This is a genomic window from Streptomyces sp. NPDC093097 (assembly GCF_044754325.1).
In the GTDB taxonomy this organism is placed as follows: Bacteria; Actinomycetota; Actinomycetes; order Streptomycetales; family Streptomycetaceae; genus Streptomyces.
The window spans coordinates 81751-95173 of record NZ_JBIVOW010000013.1; the positions used below are offsets into that span (position 1 = coordinate 81751).

The following is a 13423-nucleotide window of genomic DNA, read 5'->3' on the forward strand; positions in this document are numbered from 1 at the left end:
ATGGCGGCCACCACACATGTGCTGGGGATGGACCTGGCCAATCCCGTCGTGGTGGGCTCCGGCCTGCTCACCGACCAGGAGCGCAACATCCGCAGACTGCTGATCTCCGGCGCGGGCGCGGTGGTCACCAAGACCATCCACCCCAACCCGCCGACCGGCCTGGACGAGCGCATCGTTCGGCTGCCCACCGGGATGATCAACAGCACCACCTACTCGAAACGGTCCGTCGACCACTGGATGGGCATCCTGCGCGGCCTGGCACGGGACCGGCTGCCGGTCATCGCGTCGCTGCACGCCGACAGCCCGGCGGAACTGGCCGAGTTGGCGGCCCGGGTGGAGGCGACAGGCTGCCGGGCACTGGAGCTCGGCATCTCCTGCCTCAACGAGAAGGACGGCCTCGACGACGGTCCCGAGCGGGTACATGCCTACACCGCGGCCACCCGCGCCGCGACCCGGGTCCCGTTCTCGGTCAAGCTGGCCAGCGGCGAGGGCCTGCACGCCCGGGCGTTCGCCGCCGCCCGGGCCGGCGCGTACGCGGTGACCGTCAGTGACACCCTGCCCGCCGCCGCCGTACACCCCGAGACCGGTGACCTCCGTCTCGGCGGGGTGTTCGGCTACTCCGGACCAGGCATCAAGCCGCTGGTACTGGCCTCCCTGTGGAAACTGCGCAGCGCCGGGTTCCCGCTGCCCCTGCTGGGCTCCGGCGGTGTGCAATCGGGCCGGGACGTCCACGACTATCTGCGGGTCGGTGCGGTGGCGGCCCAGGTGTACACCGCGCTGCACACCGACATGAGCCCCACACTCGTCCGGATCGTGGCCGAGGCCATCAGACGGGAGAACGCCGGCGACGGCTCCGAACCCGTCACCGCAACGGGCCGGTCCGAGCAGGTGCGATCGTGATCCCCCGATCGACCGGCCCGCAACTGTGCGACCTGAGCAGTGCCGAGATCCTGGCGGCCACCGCCGGTCAGACCCTGGTGTGGCCGGTGGGATCCATCGAACAGCACGGTCCGCACCTGCCGCTGTCCGTGGACACCCTCCTCGCCGATGCCTTCGCCCGGCAGATCGCCCACGAGCTGAACGCGCTGACCCTGCCGGCGCAGTCCATCGCGGCACGGTCGTTGCCGCAGAGCGGGGGCGGACTGGCCTTTCCCGGCACCGTCCATGTGCGAGGCCGGTCGCTGCTGGCCTTCCTGGAGGACACGCTGGAGTCGCTGTGCGCCCTGCCCTGGCGCCGGTTGCTGGTCGTCAACGGCCACTTCGAGAACGAGCCGTTCGTGTTCGAGGCCCTCGACGAGGTGGGGCGACGGCCGGTGGCCTCGCGCAAGGAGTTCATCGCGCTGAGCTGGTGGAGCCTGGTCGACACCGACTGGCTGGCAGAGCGGGTGCCGATCTTTCCGGGGTGGCACGCCGAGCACGCAGGGATCACCGAGACCAGCCTGATGCTCTACCTCCGCCCGGACCTGGTCTCCGCCGCGCGCCCCGACCACGCCGACCCGCCCCGCGCGGGGATCTACCTGCACCCCGTCGACGTACACCGCACGACCAACCAGGGCGTCCTGTCGAGCACTTCGGACGCCACCGCGGCCCTGGGCAAGGACCTCTTCCGGCACGTGGTCGCAGCCGCGGTCGACCTGGTGTCCGAGGGCAAGGGACTGCTGCACGAGGAGAGGACATGACCACACCCACGCTCTGCGTGTGCAACGCCGTCGACACCCTGCGCGACTTCGCCGTCCGCGCCGACGGCGTCGACGAGCTGCTGTCGGAGTGCTACGCCCAGCAGGACCAGGCGCTGTTCTGGGGGCCGCTGGACAAGATGCTCATCACCTACGAGCCGATCGGAGAGCTGGACTGGCAGCGGAAGTTCCTGGGGCTCGACGGCGTGGTGAACCTCAGCCCGGCGGGCCGCACCGGCTCGCTGTTCGCCGACGCGCTCGCCGACCCCGGACTGATGGCCGCCGTGGCGGACCACGCGGGGCCGGGCCGCAGGCTCCGGCTCATCCCGCACACCACCACCAACGACCTGTGGCGGTTCACCGAGGCCCTGCGCACCCGGTACGGCGTGACGGTCGAGTTGCCGGAGAGCCCGCCGCGGCAGGCCCTGCGCGACCTGTTGGACACCAAGACCGGTCTGCGCGACCTGGCCGCCGACCTCGCCCTGACCGACGGGCCCTGCCGCATCCCGCCCGGGACCCACTGCACCGGGAAGCACGAGGTGCCCGCGGCGGTGCGGGGCATGCTCGCGACCGGCACGCCGTGCATCGTCAAGCCGGACCGCGGGGAGGCGAGCCTCGGTCTGCTGATCTTCCGGCCGGGCGATGACGACATCGCCGAACGCCTGGCCGCGAGCACGTTCTACGACGAGGATCCGGTGGTCGTCGAGGAGTTCCTCGACGGCGACATCGTCTTCCCGTCCGTGGAGTACATGGTGCCCGTGGACGCCCCGCCCCACCTCTGCTACACGACCGACATGCTGTTCGAGGGCGCCACCCACCTGCGTGGCAACGTCACCGCACGGGAACTGCGTGACCGATGGTGGTACCGCCCGCTCACCGAGGGCGGGCTCCGGCTGGCCGAGGAGATGCAACGGCGGGGCTATCGCGGGCGCTTCGGCATCGACGCGATCGCCCGCGACGGCGTCGTCTACCTGCACGACCTCAACGCCCGCCGCACCGGGTCGAGCCATGTGCACGAATTCGGCGAACACCTCATCGGCTCCGGCTACCTCGACACCCACGCAGTCGGCAACTACGACTTCTACGGCCTTCCGGCCGGCCTGACCCTGCCGGAGGTGCTGCGCCTGCTCGGACGGCTCGTGGCCTCGCCCCGGCACGCCGACCGGGGTGTCGTGCCCACCGAGCTGACGGACCTGCCAACTGGCAGACTGAGCTGTATGTTCTACGCCCCGAGCCTCACCGAGTTGCACGAACTGATCGTCACAGCAAGGGCGGCGCTGGGCCTCGACCGGTGACCGACACGCTGCCTGCGGTCGGGACGGCCCGGCGCTGGCTGGTGCTGGCCGTGGTGCTGTTGTGCTTCCTGCCGGCGGCGATGGACGTCACCATCCTCACCATCACCGTCCCGACCCTCGCCCACGAACTGCACGCGTCCCCGCCCGAACTGCTGTGGATCGTGGACGTGTACTCGCTCCTGATGGTCGGACTGGTGCTGGTGAGCGGGCCGTTGGGCGACCGGATCGGACACCAGCGGCTGCTGCTGGCCGGTTTGGCGGTCTTCGGCGCGGCCTCGGTGCTGTGCGCGCTGGCACCGGGGCCGCCGGCCCTGATCGGTGCCCGGGCGCTGCTGGCGGTCGGCGCTTCGATGGTCATCCCGGCCACGCTGGCGCTCATCCGGCAGACCTTCGGCGACGGCCGCGACCATGCGGTGGCCATCGGGGCGTGGAGCGCGGTCGCCGCCGGAGCCTCGGCGCTGGGCCCGGTGGTCGGCGGCCTCCTGCTCCGGCATTTCTGGTGGGGCTCGATCTTCCTGGTCAATCTGCCGATCGTGGCACTGGCCATGCCCGCCGTGGCCCTGCTGTTGCGCAACAAGGTCGAGGCCGAGCGGCAGCCCTGGGAGGCCACGTCGCCGCTCCTTACGATCGTGGGGTTCCTGGGCAGTGCCTACGCCATCATCGCCGTCACCCACGACGGCGTCGGACCGCTGGAGTTGGTGCTGCCGGCCGCGTTGGGCCTGACCGCGCTGACCCTGTTCGTACGGCGGCAGCAGCGCGCGCCGCACCCGATGCTGGACCTCTCCCTGTTCCGGCTGCCCGGGTTGCGTGCCGGAGTGGTGGCCTCGGTGCTGCCGGTGCTGGTGATGGTCGGCTTCGAACTCCAACTGGTGCAGTACCTGCAGTTCGTCGAGGGGCTGTCGGCGGAGGCCGCCGCGCTCGCCCTGATCCCGATGCCGGTGGCCGCGACGGTGGCGGGCCCGGTGGGTGGGATGATCCTCTCCCGTCTGGGGCGGCCGCGGGTGGACGTGCCCGCCGGTCTGCTGCTCGCGGCGAGCGGGTACGTCCTGGTCGCTTCCGGCACGGTGGTGCCGTTCGGCCTGGCCCTGATCGGGTTCGGCCATGGTCTGGTCCAGATGGTCGCCTCGAACCTGATCATGGCCACCGCGCCCTCCTCCCAGGCGGGTGCGGCGGCAGGCATCGAGTCGGTCTCCTACGAGGCCGGCGCCGGCCTGGGAATCGCGGTCTTCGGCACGGTCACCGCGGTGGCGTACCGAGCGCTTCTCCCCCCGGGTACGTCGACGTCCCCACTGGATGCGGGCAGCTCCCCGGAGACGGCTCATGCCTTCGCCGACGCCTTCCACACCATCACGTGGCTGGCCGCCGCCCTCACCCTGGTCACGCTCTTCCTAGCGACCCCGAAATCACCGGCGACTCACGCTCGGCACGGCGATCCTGCCTAACGCCCGTATGCGACCCGCGCCTTCGTCACGCGGGTGGGGTGATGGGGCCGCGCCCTCGCGGGTAGACATCCCCGGGGCACACGCCCCGCAGGCATCACCCCGAACGGCACCCCGACCGAAAGGCAGTTGACGTTGTCGAGTCGCCAGGAAGAGCCGCGTCCGGATGAACTGCGCCTCGCCGTCGTGGGTCTCGGGCTGCGCGGAACGCTCGGCAGGCACGTCGCGGAGCGGGGCCTGCCGGCGCGGGTGGTGGCGGTGTGCGACCCGCTCGCGGCCCGCCGGGAGCGCGGCCGGGAACTGTACCCGGAGGCGGACCAGTACGCCGACCACCATCCGCTGCTCGGCGAGGGGCTGGCCGGGAGACTGGACGGAGTGCTCCTGACCACGCCCGACGACACCCACGAGGAACTCGCCGTCGCCTTCCTGGAGGCCGGTGTCGCGGTGTTCGTCGACAAGCCGTTGGCCATCACGACCACGGGGTGCGACCGGGTGCTGGACGCGGCCCGGCGCACCGGCAGCAGGCTCTACGTCGGACACAACATGCGGCACATGCCGGTCGTCCGAACCCTGCGGGACCTCGTCGCCGAGGGCGCGATCGGCGAGGTCAAGGCGGTCTGGTGCCGGCACTTCGTCGGTCACGGCGGCGACTTCTACTTCAAGGACTGGCATGCGGACCGGCGGCGGACCACCGGTCTGCTGCTGCAGAAGGGCGCGCACGATCTCGACGTGATCCACTGGCTGGCCGGCGGCTATACGGTGCGGACCCAGGCCATGGGCGGGTTGACCGTCTACGGCGGCATCACGGCGCGGGGCGGCCAGGGCGACCGGACCATGACCGAGTGGTTCGATCCGGATGCCAACTGGCCGCCCACCTCGCTGACCGGTCTGCACGACGTGGTGGACGTCGAGGACCTGTCGATGATGACCATGCGCCTGGACAACGGCGTGTTCGCCACGTACCAGCAGTGCCACTTCACACCCGACTACTGGCGCAACTACACCGTCATCGGCACCCACGGCCGGATGGAGAACTTCGGCGACACCGAGGGTGCGGTGGTGAAGGTCTGGAACAGCCGGCGCAGCGGCTACCGCGAGGACGCGGACCTGGTGGTGGAGGTTCCCTCCGACGACGGTGGTCATGGTGGGGCCGACCCCCGGCTGGTCGCGGAGTTCGTGGACTTCGCGCGCGCCGGCGTCCCCACGCTCACCTCACCGGTTGCGGCGCGGCAGGCCGTGGCCGCCGGCTGCGCCGCCACCGAGTCGCTCCGTTCCGACGGCGTCCCCGTCGACATCCCGCCCGTGCCGCAGGAGTTGGCCGCCCACTTCGCCGTGGCGGGCCGCGAAACGTGAGCGCGGCGGGCGCGGCTCGTGTGCCCATCCTGGCCAGTGGCGCGACCTGGACACTGCGCGGCCGCGGATTCCGGTAGCACTGTCCTGGGTCAGGACGGAGCAGGAGCGGAGCGCGAACAGCGCGCCGCCCGTTGGCCGTTGGAGGCAGAGCGACCACTATCGACGCACCCCGCCCTCCGCTGCTCCGTGCTGGCGCCGAACGGACCACACGCAGAAGCAGAAGGAGTGATGGACGACATGGACAGGGGTAAGAAGTGCGCCCTCGTGCTGGGCCCCGCGGTGGTCATGATGGTGGCCCTTCCCCTCACGGCACGGGCGGCGTCCCGCTCCGACTCGCTGCCGAGCGAGAGTGAGTGGCTCAGCGACGTCGCACCGGTCGCCGCGTCCTTGCAGGACTATCTGGAACACCGTCTCTCCGACGGCGGCAGCAACGGCATCCACAGAAAGAGCGGCATGGCGGGCGGCGAAAAGCCCGCGGTCGTCCTGGACATCGACAACACCTCACTGGCGACGCATTACGACCGGGGAGCGCCGGTCGAGGCGATCCTCAAGGCGACCGAGTACGCGCATGAGCACGGTGCCGCCGTGCTGTTCGCCTCCTACCGCGACGCCGACGACCGGGACGCCACGACCCAGGAACTCACCTCGGCCGGCTATAGCGTCGACGGCCTCTGCCTCAAACCCGAGGGGGACAGCCCCGGTAAGGCACAGGTCAAGCTCGGCTGCCGCAAGCAGTACGAGGCCGAGGGCTACACCCTCGTCGCCAACGTCGGCAATCGCAGCACCGACTTCGAAGGAGGCCACTACGAGAAGGGATTCAAGCTGCCGGACTACGACGGGCAGCTGAGCTGAGTCCGGCCCCCGCCACCACGGCCTCCGCCCGTTCGTCCAGCGGCAACCGCCCCGCACACCCCCACTTCCCCCCTCGCCATCCCCTGTTCACTCCCCTTCCCCCAACCTCGCATCTCCTTTCTCCGTCTCCTTGGTATGCGTGTGGGCCCGTCACTGCCGGCGGGCCCACACGCATACCAGGAGGTACTGCGCTTCGACACGCCGCCGTGGCACACCGGCGGCACTCCCAACCCGATCGAGATCCGCAACCTGGAGCGCGGCGTCGCCTACCGCATCGTCTACTCCAAGTCCGCGGTGGAGAACGGCGACTACTACGCCTGCAACATCAGGCCGTGCATCGCGGCCGGCGAACAGGCCAGGGTGCTGCAGTCCCTGCCGGTGAAGCTGGGGGTCTTCGACCAGCAGCTGGCCATCGTCTCGATGGCGTTCGGTGACGCCGAGGTGAACGACTCGATGCTGCTGGTCCACCCCTCCAGTCTGCTGCGCGCACTCACCGGCCTGTTCGAGACCTCCTGGCGCTCCGCCTATCCGTTGCACTTCGGCGAGCGGGTGCCGCCCGCGCTGCGCCCGATCCAACGCCGGATCCTGGAACTGCTCGGTAGCGGCGTCACCGACGAGACCATCGCCGAGCTGCTCGGCATCAGCCGCCGGACCCTGTCGCGTCAACTGGAGCAGCTCAACCGCGCCGCCGACGCCACCACACGCTTCCAACTCGCCCTGTACGCGGCGCGGAAGGGGTGGATCTGACCCGCGGCGCTCCACCGGCCGCTCCCCGGTGACGCGCCGGCACCGGTCGACGGCGTCGAGGGCAGGGCAGGCGCACCCGAGACGCCGCCGCGCAGGCAAGGCCGCGGCGGAGTCACCGAGTTGTCGCCCGCCCCGCCCCGCTATTCGGCGTCCTCGACGACCCGGACGGCGCCCGAGGGGCAGAGGAGTCCGGCCTCGCGCGCCGACGGCCGGTCGCCGTCGCCGGGCTCGGCCGCCAGCACCGTGACGATCCCGTCGTCGTCCTGGTCGAAGACGCCGGGAGCGGTCAGCGCGCACAGTCCGGCACCGACGCAGACCGTCCGATCCGCAGTCACCTTCATGGTCATTGCCGCCACTTCCCTTCGCGCCTTGCCTTCCGCTTCGCCTTGGCCTTCCCCGTCGCCTTCACCAGGTGACCGGGAGTTCGTTGACCCCCTGGATCGTCGTCCCCGGACGCAGCGTCAACTTCTCCACGGGCACGGCCAGTTTCAGCGTCGGCACGCGGTCCAGCAGTGCGGTGAGGATGACCTCCAGCTCCAGGCGGGCGAGGTTCTGGCCCAGGCACTGGTGCACGCCGAAGCCGAAGGAGAGGTGGTGACGGGCGGAGCGGCGCACGTCCAGGGCGTCGGGGTTCTCGTACACCGTGCCGTCGCGGTTGGCGATGGAGTTGGTGACGATCACGCCTTCGCCGGCCTTGATGAGCTGCCCCTCGATCTCGATGTCGGCGAGGGCGACCCGGCCGCCCGCGATGTCGGCGATGGCGAGATAGCGGAGCAGTTCCTCGACCGCGCCGGGGATGAGGCTGTGGTCGTCGCGCAGGGCGGCGTACTGGTCGGGGTGCTCCAGCAGCGTGATCACGCTCAGGGAGGTCATCGAGGCCGTGGTCTCATGGCCGGCGATCAGCAGCAGCATCGCGGTGGAGACCAGTTCCTCACGGTCGATCTCACCGCCTGCGAACTGCTCGGCGACCAGGCTGCCGACGAGCCCGGGGCCGGGCTCGGCCTGGAACGCGGTGATCAGCCCGTCGAGGTAACTCGCAAGATCCGCACGTGCGGTGACGACGGCCTGCGGATCAACGCTCTGGATCAGGCGCCGGCTCGCGTCCTGGAAGAAGTCGTGGTCGGCGTAGGGCACGCCGAGCAGCCGGCAGATCACCATGGACGGCACCGGCAGCGCGAACTGGCTGACCAGGTCGGCGGGCGGGCCAGAGGCCAGCATCTCGTCGAGGAAGCCGTGCACGATCTCCTCGACCTCGGGGCGCATGGCCTTGATCCGCTTGACGGTGAACTCGCTGATCGTCATCCGCCGCTTGGGGCCGTGCTCGGGCGGGTCCATGCTGATGAATGCCTGGGGGGCGTCCCGTACGACCTCGATGCGCGGCGAGGTGGCGGGGAAGGCCGCGTGGGTGCGGTCGGAGGACAGGCGCGGGTCGGCGAGCAGTTGGCGCGCGGCCTCGTGCTTGGTCACCACCCATGCCTGGCTGCCGTCGTAGAGCGTCACCCGGTGCAGCGGGCCCGGGGCGTCCCGGAGCTCGGTGTAGCCGGCTGGTAACTGGTACGGACAGGTGCGGTCACTGGGGAAGGCGGGCGCATCTACTGCCTGGGGCGTTGCGGTGGTCTCGGTCATCGGTCCACTCCGCTTCGAAATCTCTCGGCAATCCCTCAAGATCTCTCGGTGTCCCCCAGCTTTAAGGAACGCCGAGTTCTCTAATCGAGAGAATAGACTTGCCCTCCAGAGAACGCAATGGCCTCTATCGGACCCCTTCAGGAGTCACGCTGTCACCCAAAGCCGACCCCGCCGCCGCCCCCGCCGCTGACCACCGCAAAGGCCCCCGCCGTCGCGGTGCGGAGCTGGAGCACGCCATCCTGATGGCGACGTTGGAGGAGATCCGCGAGACCGGCTACGCCGCGCTGACGATGGAGCGGGTCGCCGCCCGGGCCCGCACCGGCAAGGCGGCCCTCTACCGACGCTGGGCCAATCGGGCCGAACTGGTCGTGGACGCCTGCGGGTTGGCCAGCTTCTCCCAGATCGTCCAGCCCAACACCGGCGATCTGCGGTCGGATGTGATCGCCCTGATGCGGCAGATCGCCGCCAAGATGGACAGTCCGCTCGGCGGCATCCTGCGCGGCCTGCTGGCCGAGATGACCCGCGACCCCGAATTCTCGGCACTCATCCGGGCACGCCTGCACACCGTCGGCCCGGCCAACCTCCGCACCATCCTGGAACGCGCCGCCGAACGCGGCGAGATCGAACCCTGGATCCTGGATTCCCGGCGCGCCACCGTCGCCACCGACCTGATGCGCAACGAGTACCTGATCTTCGGTGGCCCCGTCACGGACGACGTCATCACCGACATCGTCGACAACGTCTACCTGCCGCTGATCCGCCACCCGGCACCGAAGTAGCAGAACGCGGCCGCAGAAGAAGCAGAAGACGGCAAGCACCGCCCGCCCCACCAGGCGGCGCTTGCCGGCACCAGGCCCGTCGCAACACGGGCTGTCCCTACGAGACTCCGTAAGTCGCCACCCCCGCGTCGGGCGGCCCTGCCCACCTCACACGGACAGGGGCGGTGCTCCGGACCGAGCTCGTGATCGACGGCCCTGCCGGTACGCGTCGCAGCATCGCTCACCGCGTCCCACGCCCCGTACGTGAGGTACAGCTGGGGCGACACCGGAGTTGACGCCTCACTCTCAGGGTGGCGAGGCGAAGTGCCCGCCCTGGGGCTTGCGGTGGGCAGTCCGACAGATCTGGGCAGTCGGGTCTCCGTGCCCTCTCAGCCGGTGTGAAGGACCCGGAAGCGATCGGGTTCTGCCGGATCTCGATCAACGACTTGGATCGGCGGCCGAGCCCACTGCCAAACGCCGGTGTTCGGCGTGCGGGAGAACTGGATCTGCCCGCGGGTGCCTTCGACTGCAACGCGCGGCCAGGATTCGGCGATGCGCGCCCGATCCGCGCCGTGCGAACGCAGTACATCGGCGAGGACGGCAACGGTGTCGTAGCCCTCGAAGGCGACAAAGGAGGGCGCGCCGGCCAGTCGCTCTCGCAGGGCCGTCTCGACTCGTGCACCGAGTGGGCTGAGACGCTCGGGCAGGTAGCGCAAGAACGGGATCGCGGCGCCGTCGTCGCCCAGCAACGTCGCCCATGCGGCGAACTCCGGTTGCCCGGCCGGAGCACCGATCATGATCTCGGCGAGGCGCTGGTCGCCGCGGACGGACTTGACGATCGGTACTGCCGGCTCCGGGTGACCGACCAGAAGAAGGAGGGCTGTCGCGCGATGGTCGACGAGTGCGTCGCACACGGCCGCGGAGGTGAGCACGCGCATATCGAGTTCGGTGACGGTGCCGCCGCGTGCGGCGAGGTAGTCGCGCAGAATCCGGGTCCCAGTCGCCCAGTAGACGCTCGGCTGGGCCGCTACAGCGATTCGGCGGTGGCCCGCACCGAGGAGGAAGTCTGCGTAGATCTGCCAGCCGCGGGACTGCGGCGGGGCGAGGCGGGCGACCCATTCCGTCGGCTGATCGGTGAGCGCGTCGAGAACCGCTGACGAGCAGAGGAACGGCAGGCCGAGGGCGTCGGCCCTGGCGGCAGCGGCGCGAGCGACGACGCTGTGATACTCCCCCGCCAACGCGGCCACGCCCAGGCCGGCCACTTCATCCACGGCCGCCGCGGCCCTCTGGGGATCGGCCGCAGTGTCTCGGACCACAAGCTCCAGTGGCCTTCCGACGATTCCGCCTGCCTCATTGACTTCGCCGACCGCCAGCTCGAGGCCGGCGAGCAAGTGCCGGCCTGCCTCGACCCAGCCAGGCCGAGTCAGCGGGACGAGAGCGCCTATCCGGACGGACGATCCTTCAACCCGCTCCGCTCCAGGTGGCGATGGTGGCGTATTCATGCGCAGGCGTCTCCCGCTCCCGTATGGCGATTCGATCGCAGTCGGCCCAGGTCGCCGAGCGGCGAGGCCCGGTGGTGCGCGTTCACCTCATCTCGCCGCGGCGGGCGCACCTGAGTGATCACGCCGGACATTGCATCCACCACCATCGCCGACAGGCAACCGAATATCTACGCCGCCCGCCGACGCCCTCGGTCAGCTGCCGGGCTTGCCCCGCGGACGAGGCCGAACCCGTCCCGCCGCGTAGGTGCCGAACTCGACGAGAAGGCCCCCCAGCTTCGAACCACGAACTCCCCGACTTGACCTTCACACCCGTGTGAAGCCCTAGCGTCCCGGTCGTCGGAAGAAACCCCGCGACGCACCCAGAAGGTCAACTCCCATGGACAACACCCCACTCCACGGCAAGATCGCGCTGGTCACCGGCGGCAGCCGGGGCATCGGACGCGCCATCGCCGAGCGCCTCGGCCGCGACGGTGCCGTGGTCGCGCTGACCTACGCCCGGGACGCGGCAGCGGCCGACGACGTGGTCGCCCGCATCCGCAAGGACGGTGGCCGGGCCGTCGCACTCCACGCCCCGCTGGGTCACCGCGGCGACGCCGCCGCCCTCTGGTCCGCCTTCGACGAACGGCTCACGGAGCACACACCCGAGACGGCACCGGCCGTCGACATCATCGTCAACAATGCCGGCATAGGCATGCTCGCGAGCCTCCCCGCACTGACCGAGGACGCCTTCGACGAGGTCTTCGCGGTGAACGTCCGCGCCCCGTTCTTCGTCGTGCGGGAAGGGCTGACGCGTCTGCGCGACGGCGGCCGGATCATCAACATCTCCAGCGGCGCCGGCCGGCTCGCCATGCCCCAGGCCATCGCCTACGGCGCCACCAAGGGCGCCCTCGACAACTTCACCCTCAATCTCGCCCAGGACCTCGGCGCCCGGGGCATCACCGCGAACTCGGTCGCACCGGGCATCATCGACACCGACGTCAACGCCGCCTGGCTGCGCGGCAATCCGGCCGCCGAGGCGGACGCCGCCGCGCGGGCCGCGCTGGGCCGGGTCGGCCAACCGGACGACGTCGCCGACATCGTCGCGTTCCTCGCCTCGCACGACGCGCGGTGGATCACCGGCAGGGTCATCGACGCGACGGGCGGCACCCGGCTGTAGGCGTGCGGCGAGCGCCGCCTCCCGCCCGCCCGGCGACGCCGTTCGAGGGACTCCGGGCGCGGCGGCGGTTGCCGGTCGGGCGTCTGCCGCTACGAAGGGGACCGGTCTCGTACCGGGGCGAACCACCCGGGCGAGACGTGAGCGCACAGCGAAAGGATTCCCCATGTCCGCACCGTCCGCGATCGATCACCACGCGTCCGCCGGGTACAGCCTCCCCCTGGCCTACTGGTTGGCCCAGGCGTCCGACCTGGCCTACAAGGACGAGGCCACCATCGAATCCCAGGTCCGCGACTGGGGTTTCGATCAGGTGCGTCACCACCGGACGCGGTTCACTCCGCCGTTCCCGCTCGAGGACACCCAGGCATACACCGCCGCCAGCGACGACATGATCATCACTGCCTTCCGCGGTACGGAGCCGACGGAGATCCGCGACTGGCTCTCGGACGCCTCCACTCCGCCGTGGCCGGGGCCGGCCAAGACCGGCTACGTCCACTACGGCTTCGCCGAGGCGCTCCAGTCGATCTTCCCGGACGTCAAGGACACCCTGAGCGAACTGCGCTCCAACAACCAGACGGTGTGGTTCACCGGCCACAGCCTCGGCGGCGCACTCGCCATGCTCGCCGGCGCACGGATGTACCTGGAGGACCCGCGGCTGCAGGCGGACGGCGTCTACACCTACGGACAGCCGCGCACCTGCGACCGCCTCCTGGCAGAGGCGTACAACAACGGTTTCAAGAACCGCATGTACCGCTTCGTCAACAACGCCGACATCGTGCCGCAACTCCCGCCCGAGCCGGCCTTCACCCACGTCGAGGCGCTGCGCTACATCGACTCCGCCGGCACGCTGCACGAGCACAAGCCGGGAGCCGGCGGCCTGCTGGGGGGCCTGGCGGAGGGGGCCGAGGGCCTGACCGCGAGCGCCTTCTCGCCCTCCGCGGCCGGAATCCGGGACCACTCGATCAAGCGCTACATCGCCGCCATCGAGAAGAACCTGCCCTGAGGGCCGGTCGATTGACACA

General features: G+C 70.5%; 13 protein-coding genes. 10 read left to right on the forward strand and 3 right to left on the reverse strand.

Annotation, left to right across the window (positions count from 1 at the left end; genetic code table 11):
• The 7 genes from ACIQE0_RS22430 (at position 1) to ACIQE0_RS22460 (ending at position 7362) form a co-directional block, all read left to right on the forward strand.
• Complete coding sequence (locus ACIQE0_RS22430) at positions 1-900, forward strand: dihydroorotate dehydrogenase (RefSeq protein WP_402334939.1); 900 nt, start codon at positions 1-3, stop codon at positions 898-900.
• On the forward strand, positions 897-1679 hold the full coding sequence (locus ACIQE0_RS22435; protein ID WP_402334942.1) for a creatininase family protein: 783 nt from the start codon (positions 897-899) through the stop codon (positions 1677-1679). The genes ACIQE0_RS22430 and ACIQE0_RS22435 overlap by 4 nt, the downstream gene beginning before the upstream one ends.
• Positions 1676-2971: an ATP-grasp domain-containing protein gene (locus tag ACIQE0_RS22440; protein ID WP_402334945.1), complete on the forward strand. Its 1296-nt coding sequence runs from the start codon at positions 1676-1678 to the stop codon at positions 2969-2971. The genes ACIQE0_RS22435 and ACIQE0_RS22440 overlap by 4 nt, the downstream gene beginning before the upstream one ends.
• The gene (locus ACIQE0_RS22445) at positions 2968-4413 is read left to right on the forward strand and encodes an MFS transporter (RefSeq protein ID WP_402334947.1); all 1446 of its coding nucleotides are present in this window, start codon (positions 2968-2970) and stop codon (positions 4411-4413) included. Before ACIQE0_RS22440 ends, ACIQE0_RS22445 begins: the two co-directional genes overlap by 4 nt.
• A gap of 126 nt (positions 4414-4539) precedes the next feature.
• The gene (locus ACIQE0_RS22450; RefSeq protein ID WP_402334950.1) at positions 4540-5763 is read left to right on the forward strand and encodes a Gfo/Idh/MocA family protein; all 1224 of its coding nucleotides are present in this window, start codon (positions 4540-4542) and stop codon (positions 5761-5763) included.
• A 237-nt stretch (positions 5764-6000) separates the two neighbouring features.
• Positions 6001-6615 (forward strand): HAD family acid phosphatase, encoded by a 615-nt coding sequence (locus ACIQE0_RS22455; protein WP_402334953.1) that lies wholly within the window; start codon positions 6001-6003, stop codon positions 6613-6615.
• A 141-nt stretch (positions 6616-6756) separates the two neighbouring features.
• Positions 6757-7362 carry a helix-turn-helix transcriptional regulator gene (locus ACIQE0_RS22460; protein WP_402334956.1) on the forward strand — a complete coding sequence of 202 codons (606 nt, stop codon included), beginning with the start codon at positions 6757-6759 and terminating at the stop codon, positions 7360-7362.
• A gap of 140 nt (positions 7363-7502) precedes the next feature.
• Here ACIQE0_RS22460 and ACIQE0_RS22465 read toward each other — a convergent pair whose 3' ends face one another.
• Both ACIQE0_RS22465 and ACIQE0_RS22470 read right to left on the reverse strand, forming a co-directional pair.
• Positions 7503-7703, reverse strand: coding sequence for a ferredoxin (locus ACIQE0_RS22465; RefSeq protein ID WP_384096064.1), 201 nt, complete (start codon positions 7701-7703; stop codon positions 7503-7505).
• 64 nt (positions 7704-7767) lie between these two features.
• Complete coding sequence (locus tag ACIQE0_RS22470) at positions 7768-8988, reverse strand: cytochrome P450 (RefSeq protein WP_402334959.1); 1221 nt, start codon at positions 8986-8988, stop codon at positions 7768-7770.
• 242 nt (positions 8989-9230) lie between these two features.
• Here ACIQE0_RS22470 and ACIQE0_RS22475 point away from each other — a divergent pair, with 242 nt between their 5' ends.
• Positions 9231-9767, forward strand: coding sequence for a TetR/AcrR family transcriptional regulator (locus tag ACIQE0_RS22475; protein ID WP_366329595.1), 537 nt, complete (start codon positions 9231-9233; stop codon positions 9765-9767).
• 368 nt (positions 9768-10135) lie between these two features.
• On the opposite strand, the gene ACIQE0_RS22480 is transcribed toward ACIQE0_RS22475, so the two are convergent.
• Positions 10136-11248, reverse strand: a complete 1113-nt coding sequence (locus ACIQE0_RS22480; protein WP_402334962.1) for an ABC transporter substrate-binding protein — start codon at positions 11246-11248, stop codon at positions 10136-10138.
• A 376-nt stretch (positions 11249-11624) separates the two neighbouring features.
• Between ACIQE0_RS22480 and ACIQE0_RS22485 the strand changes: the two genes are divergently transcribed.
• Together ACIQE0_RS22485 and ACIQE0_RS22490 are read left to right on the forward strand one after the other, a co-directional pair.
• Positions 11625-12404: an SDR family oxidoreductase gene (locus ACIQE0_RS22485; protein WP_402334965.1), complete on the forward strand. Its 780-nt coding sequence runs from the start codon at positions 11625-11627 to the stop codon at positions 12402-12404.
• Between the two features lie 163 nt (positions 12405-12567).
• Positions 12568-13404, forward strand: a complete 837-nt coding sequence (locus ACIQE0_RS22490; protein ID WP_402334967.1) for a lipase family protein — start codon at positions 12568-12570, stop codon at positions 13402-13404.
• Positions 13405-13423: the final 19 nt, after the last annotated feature.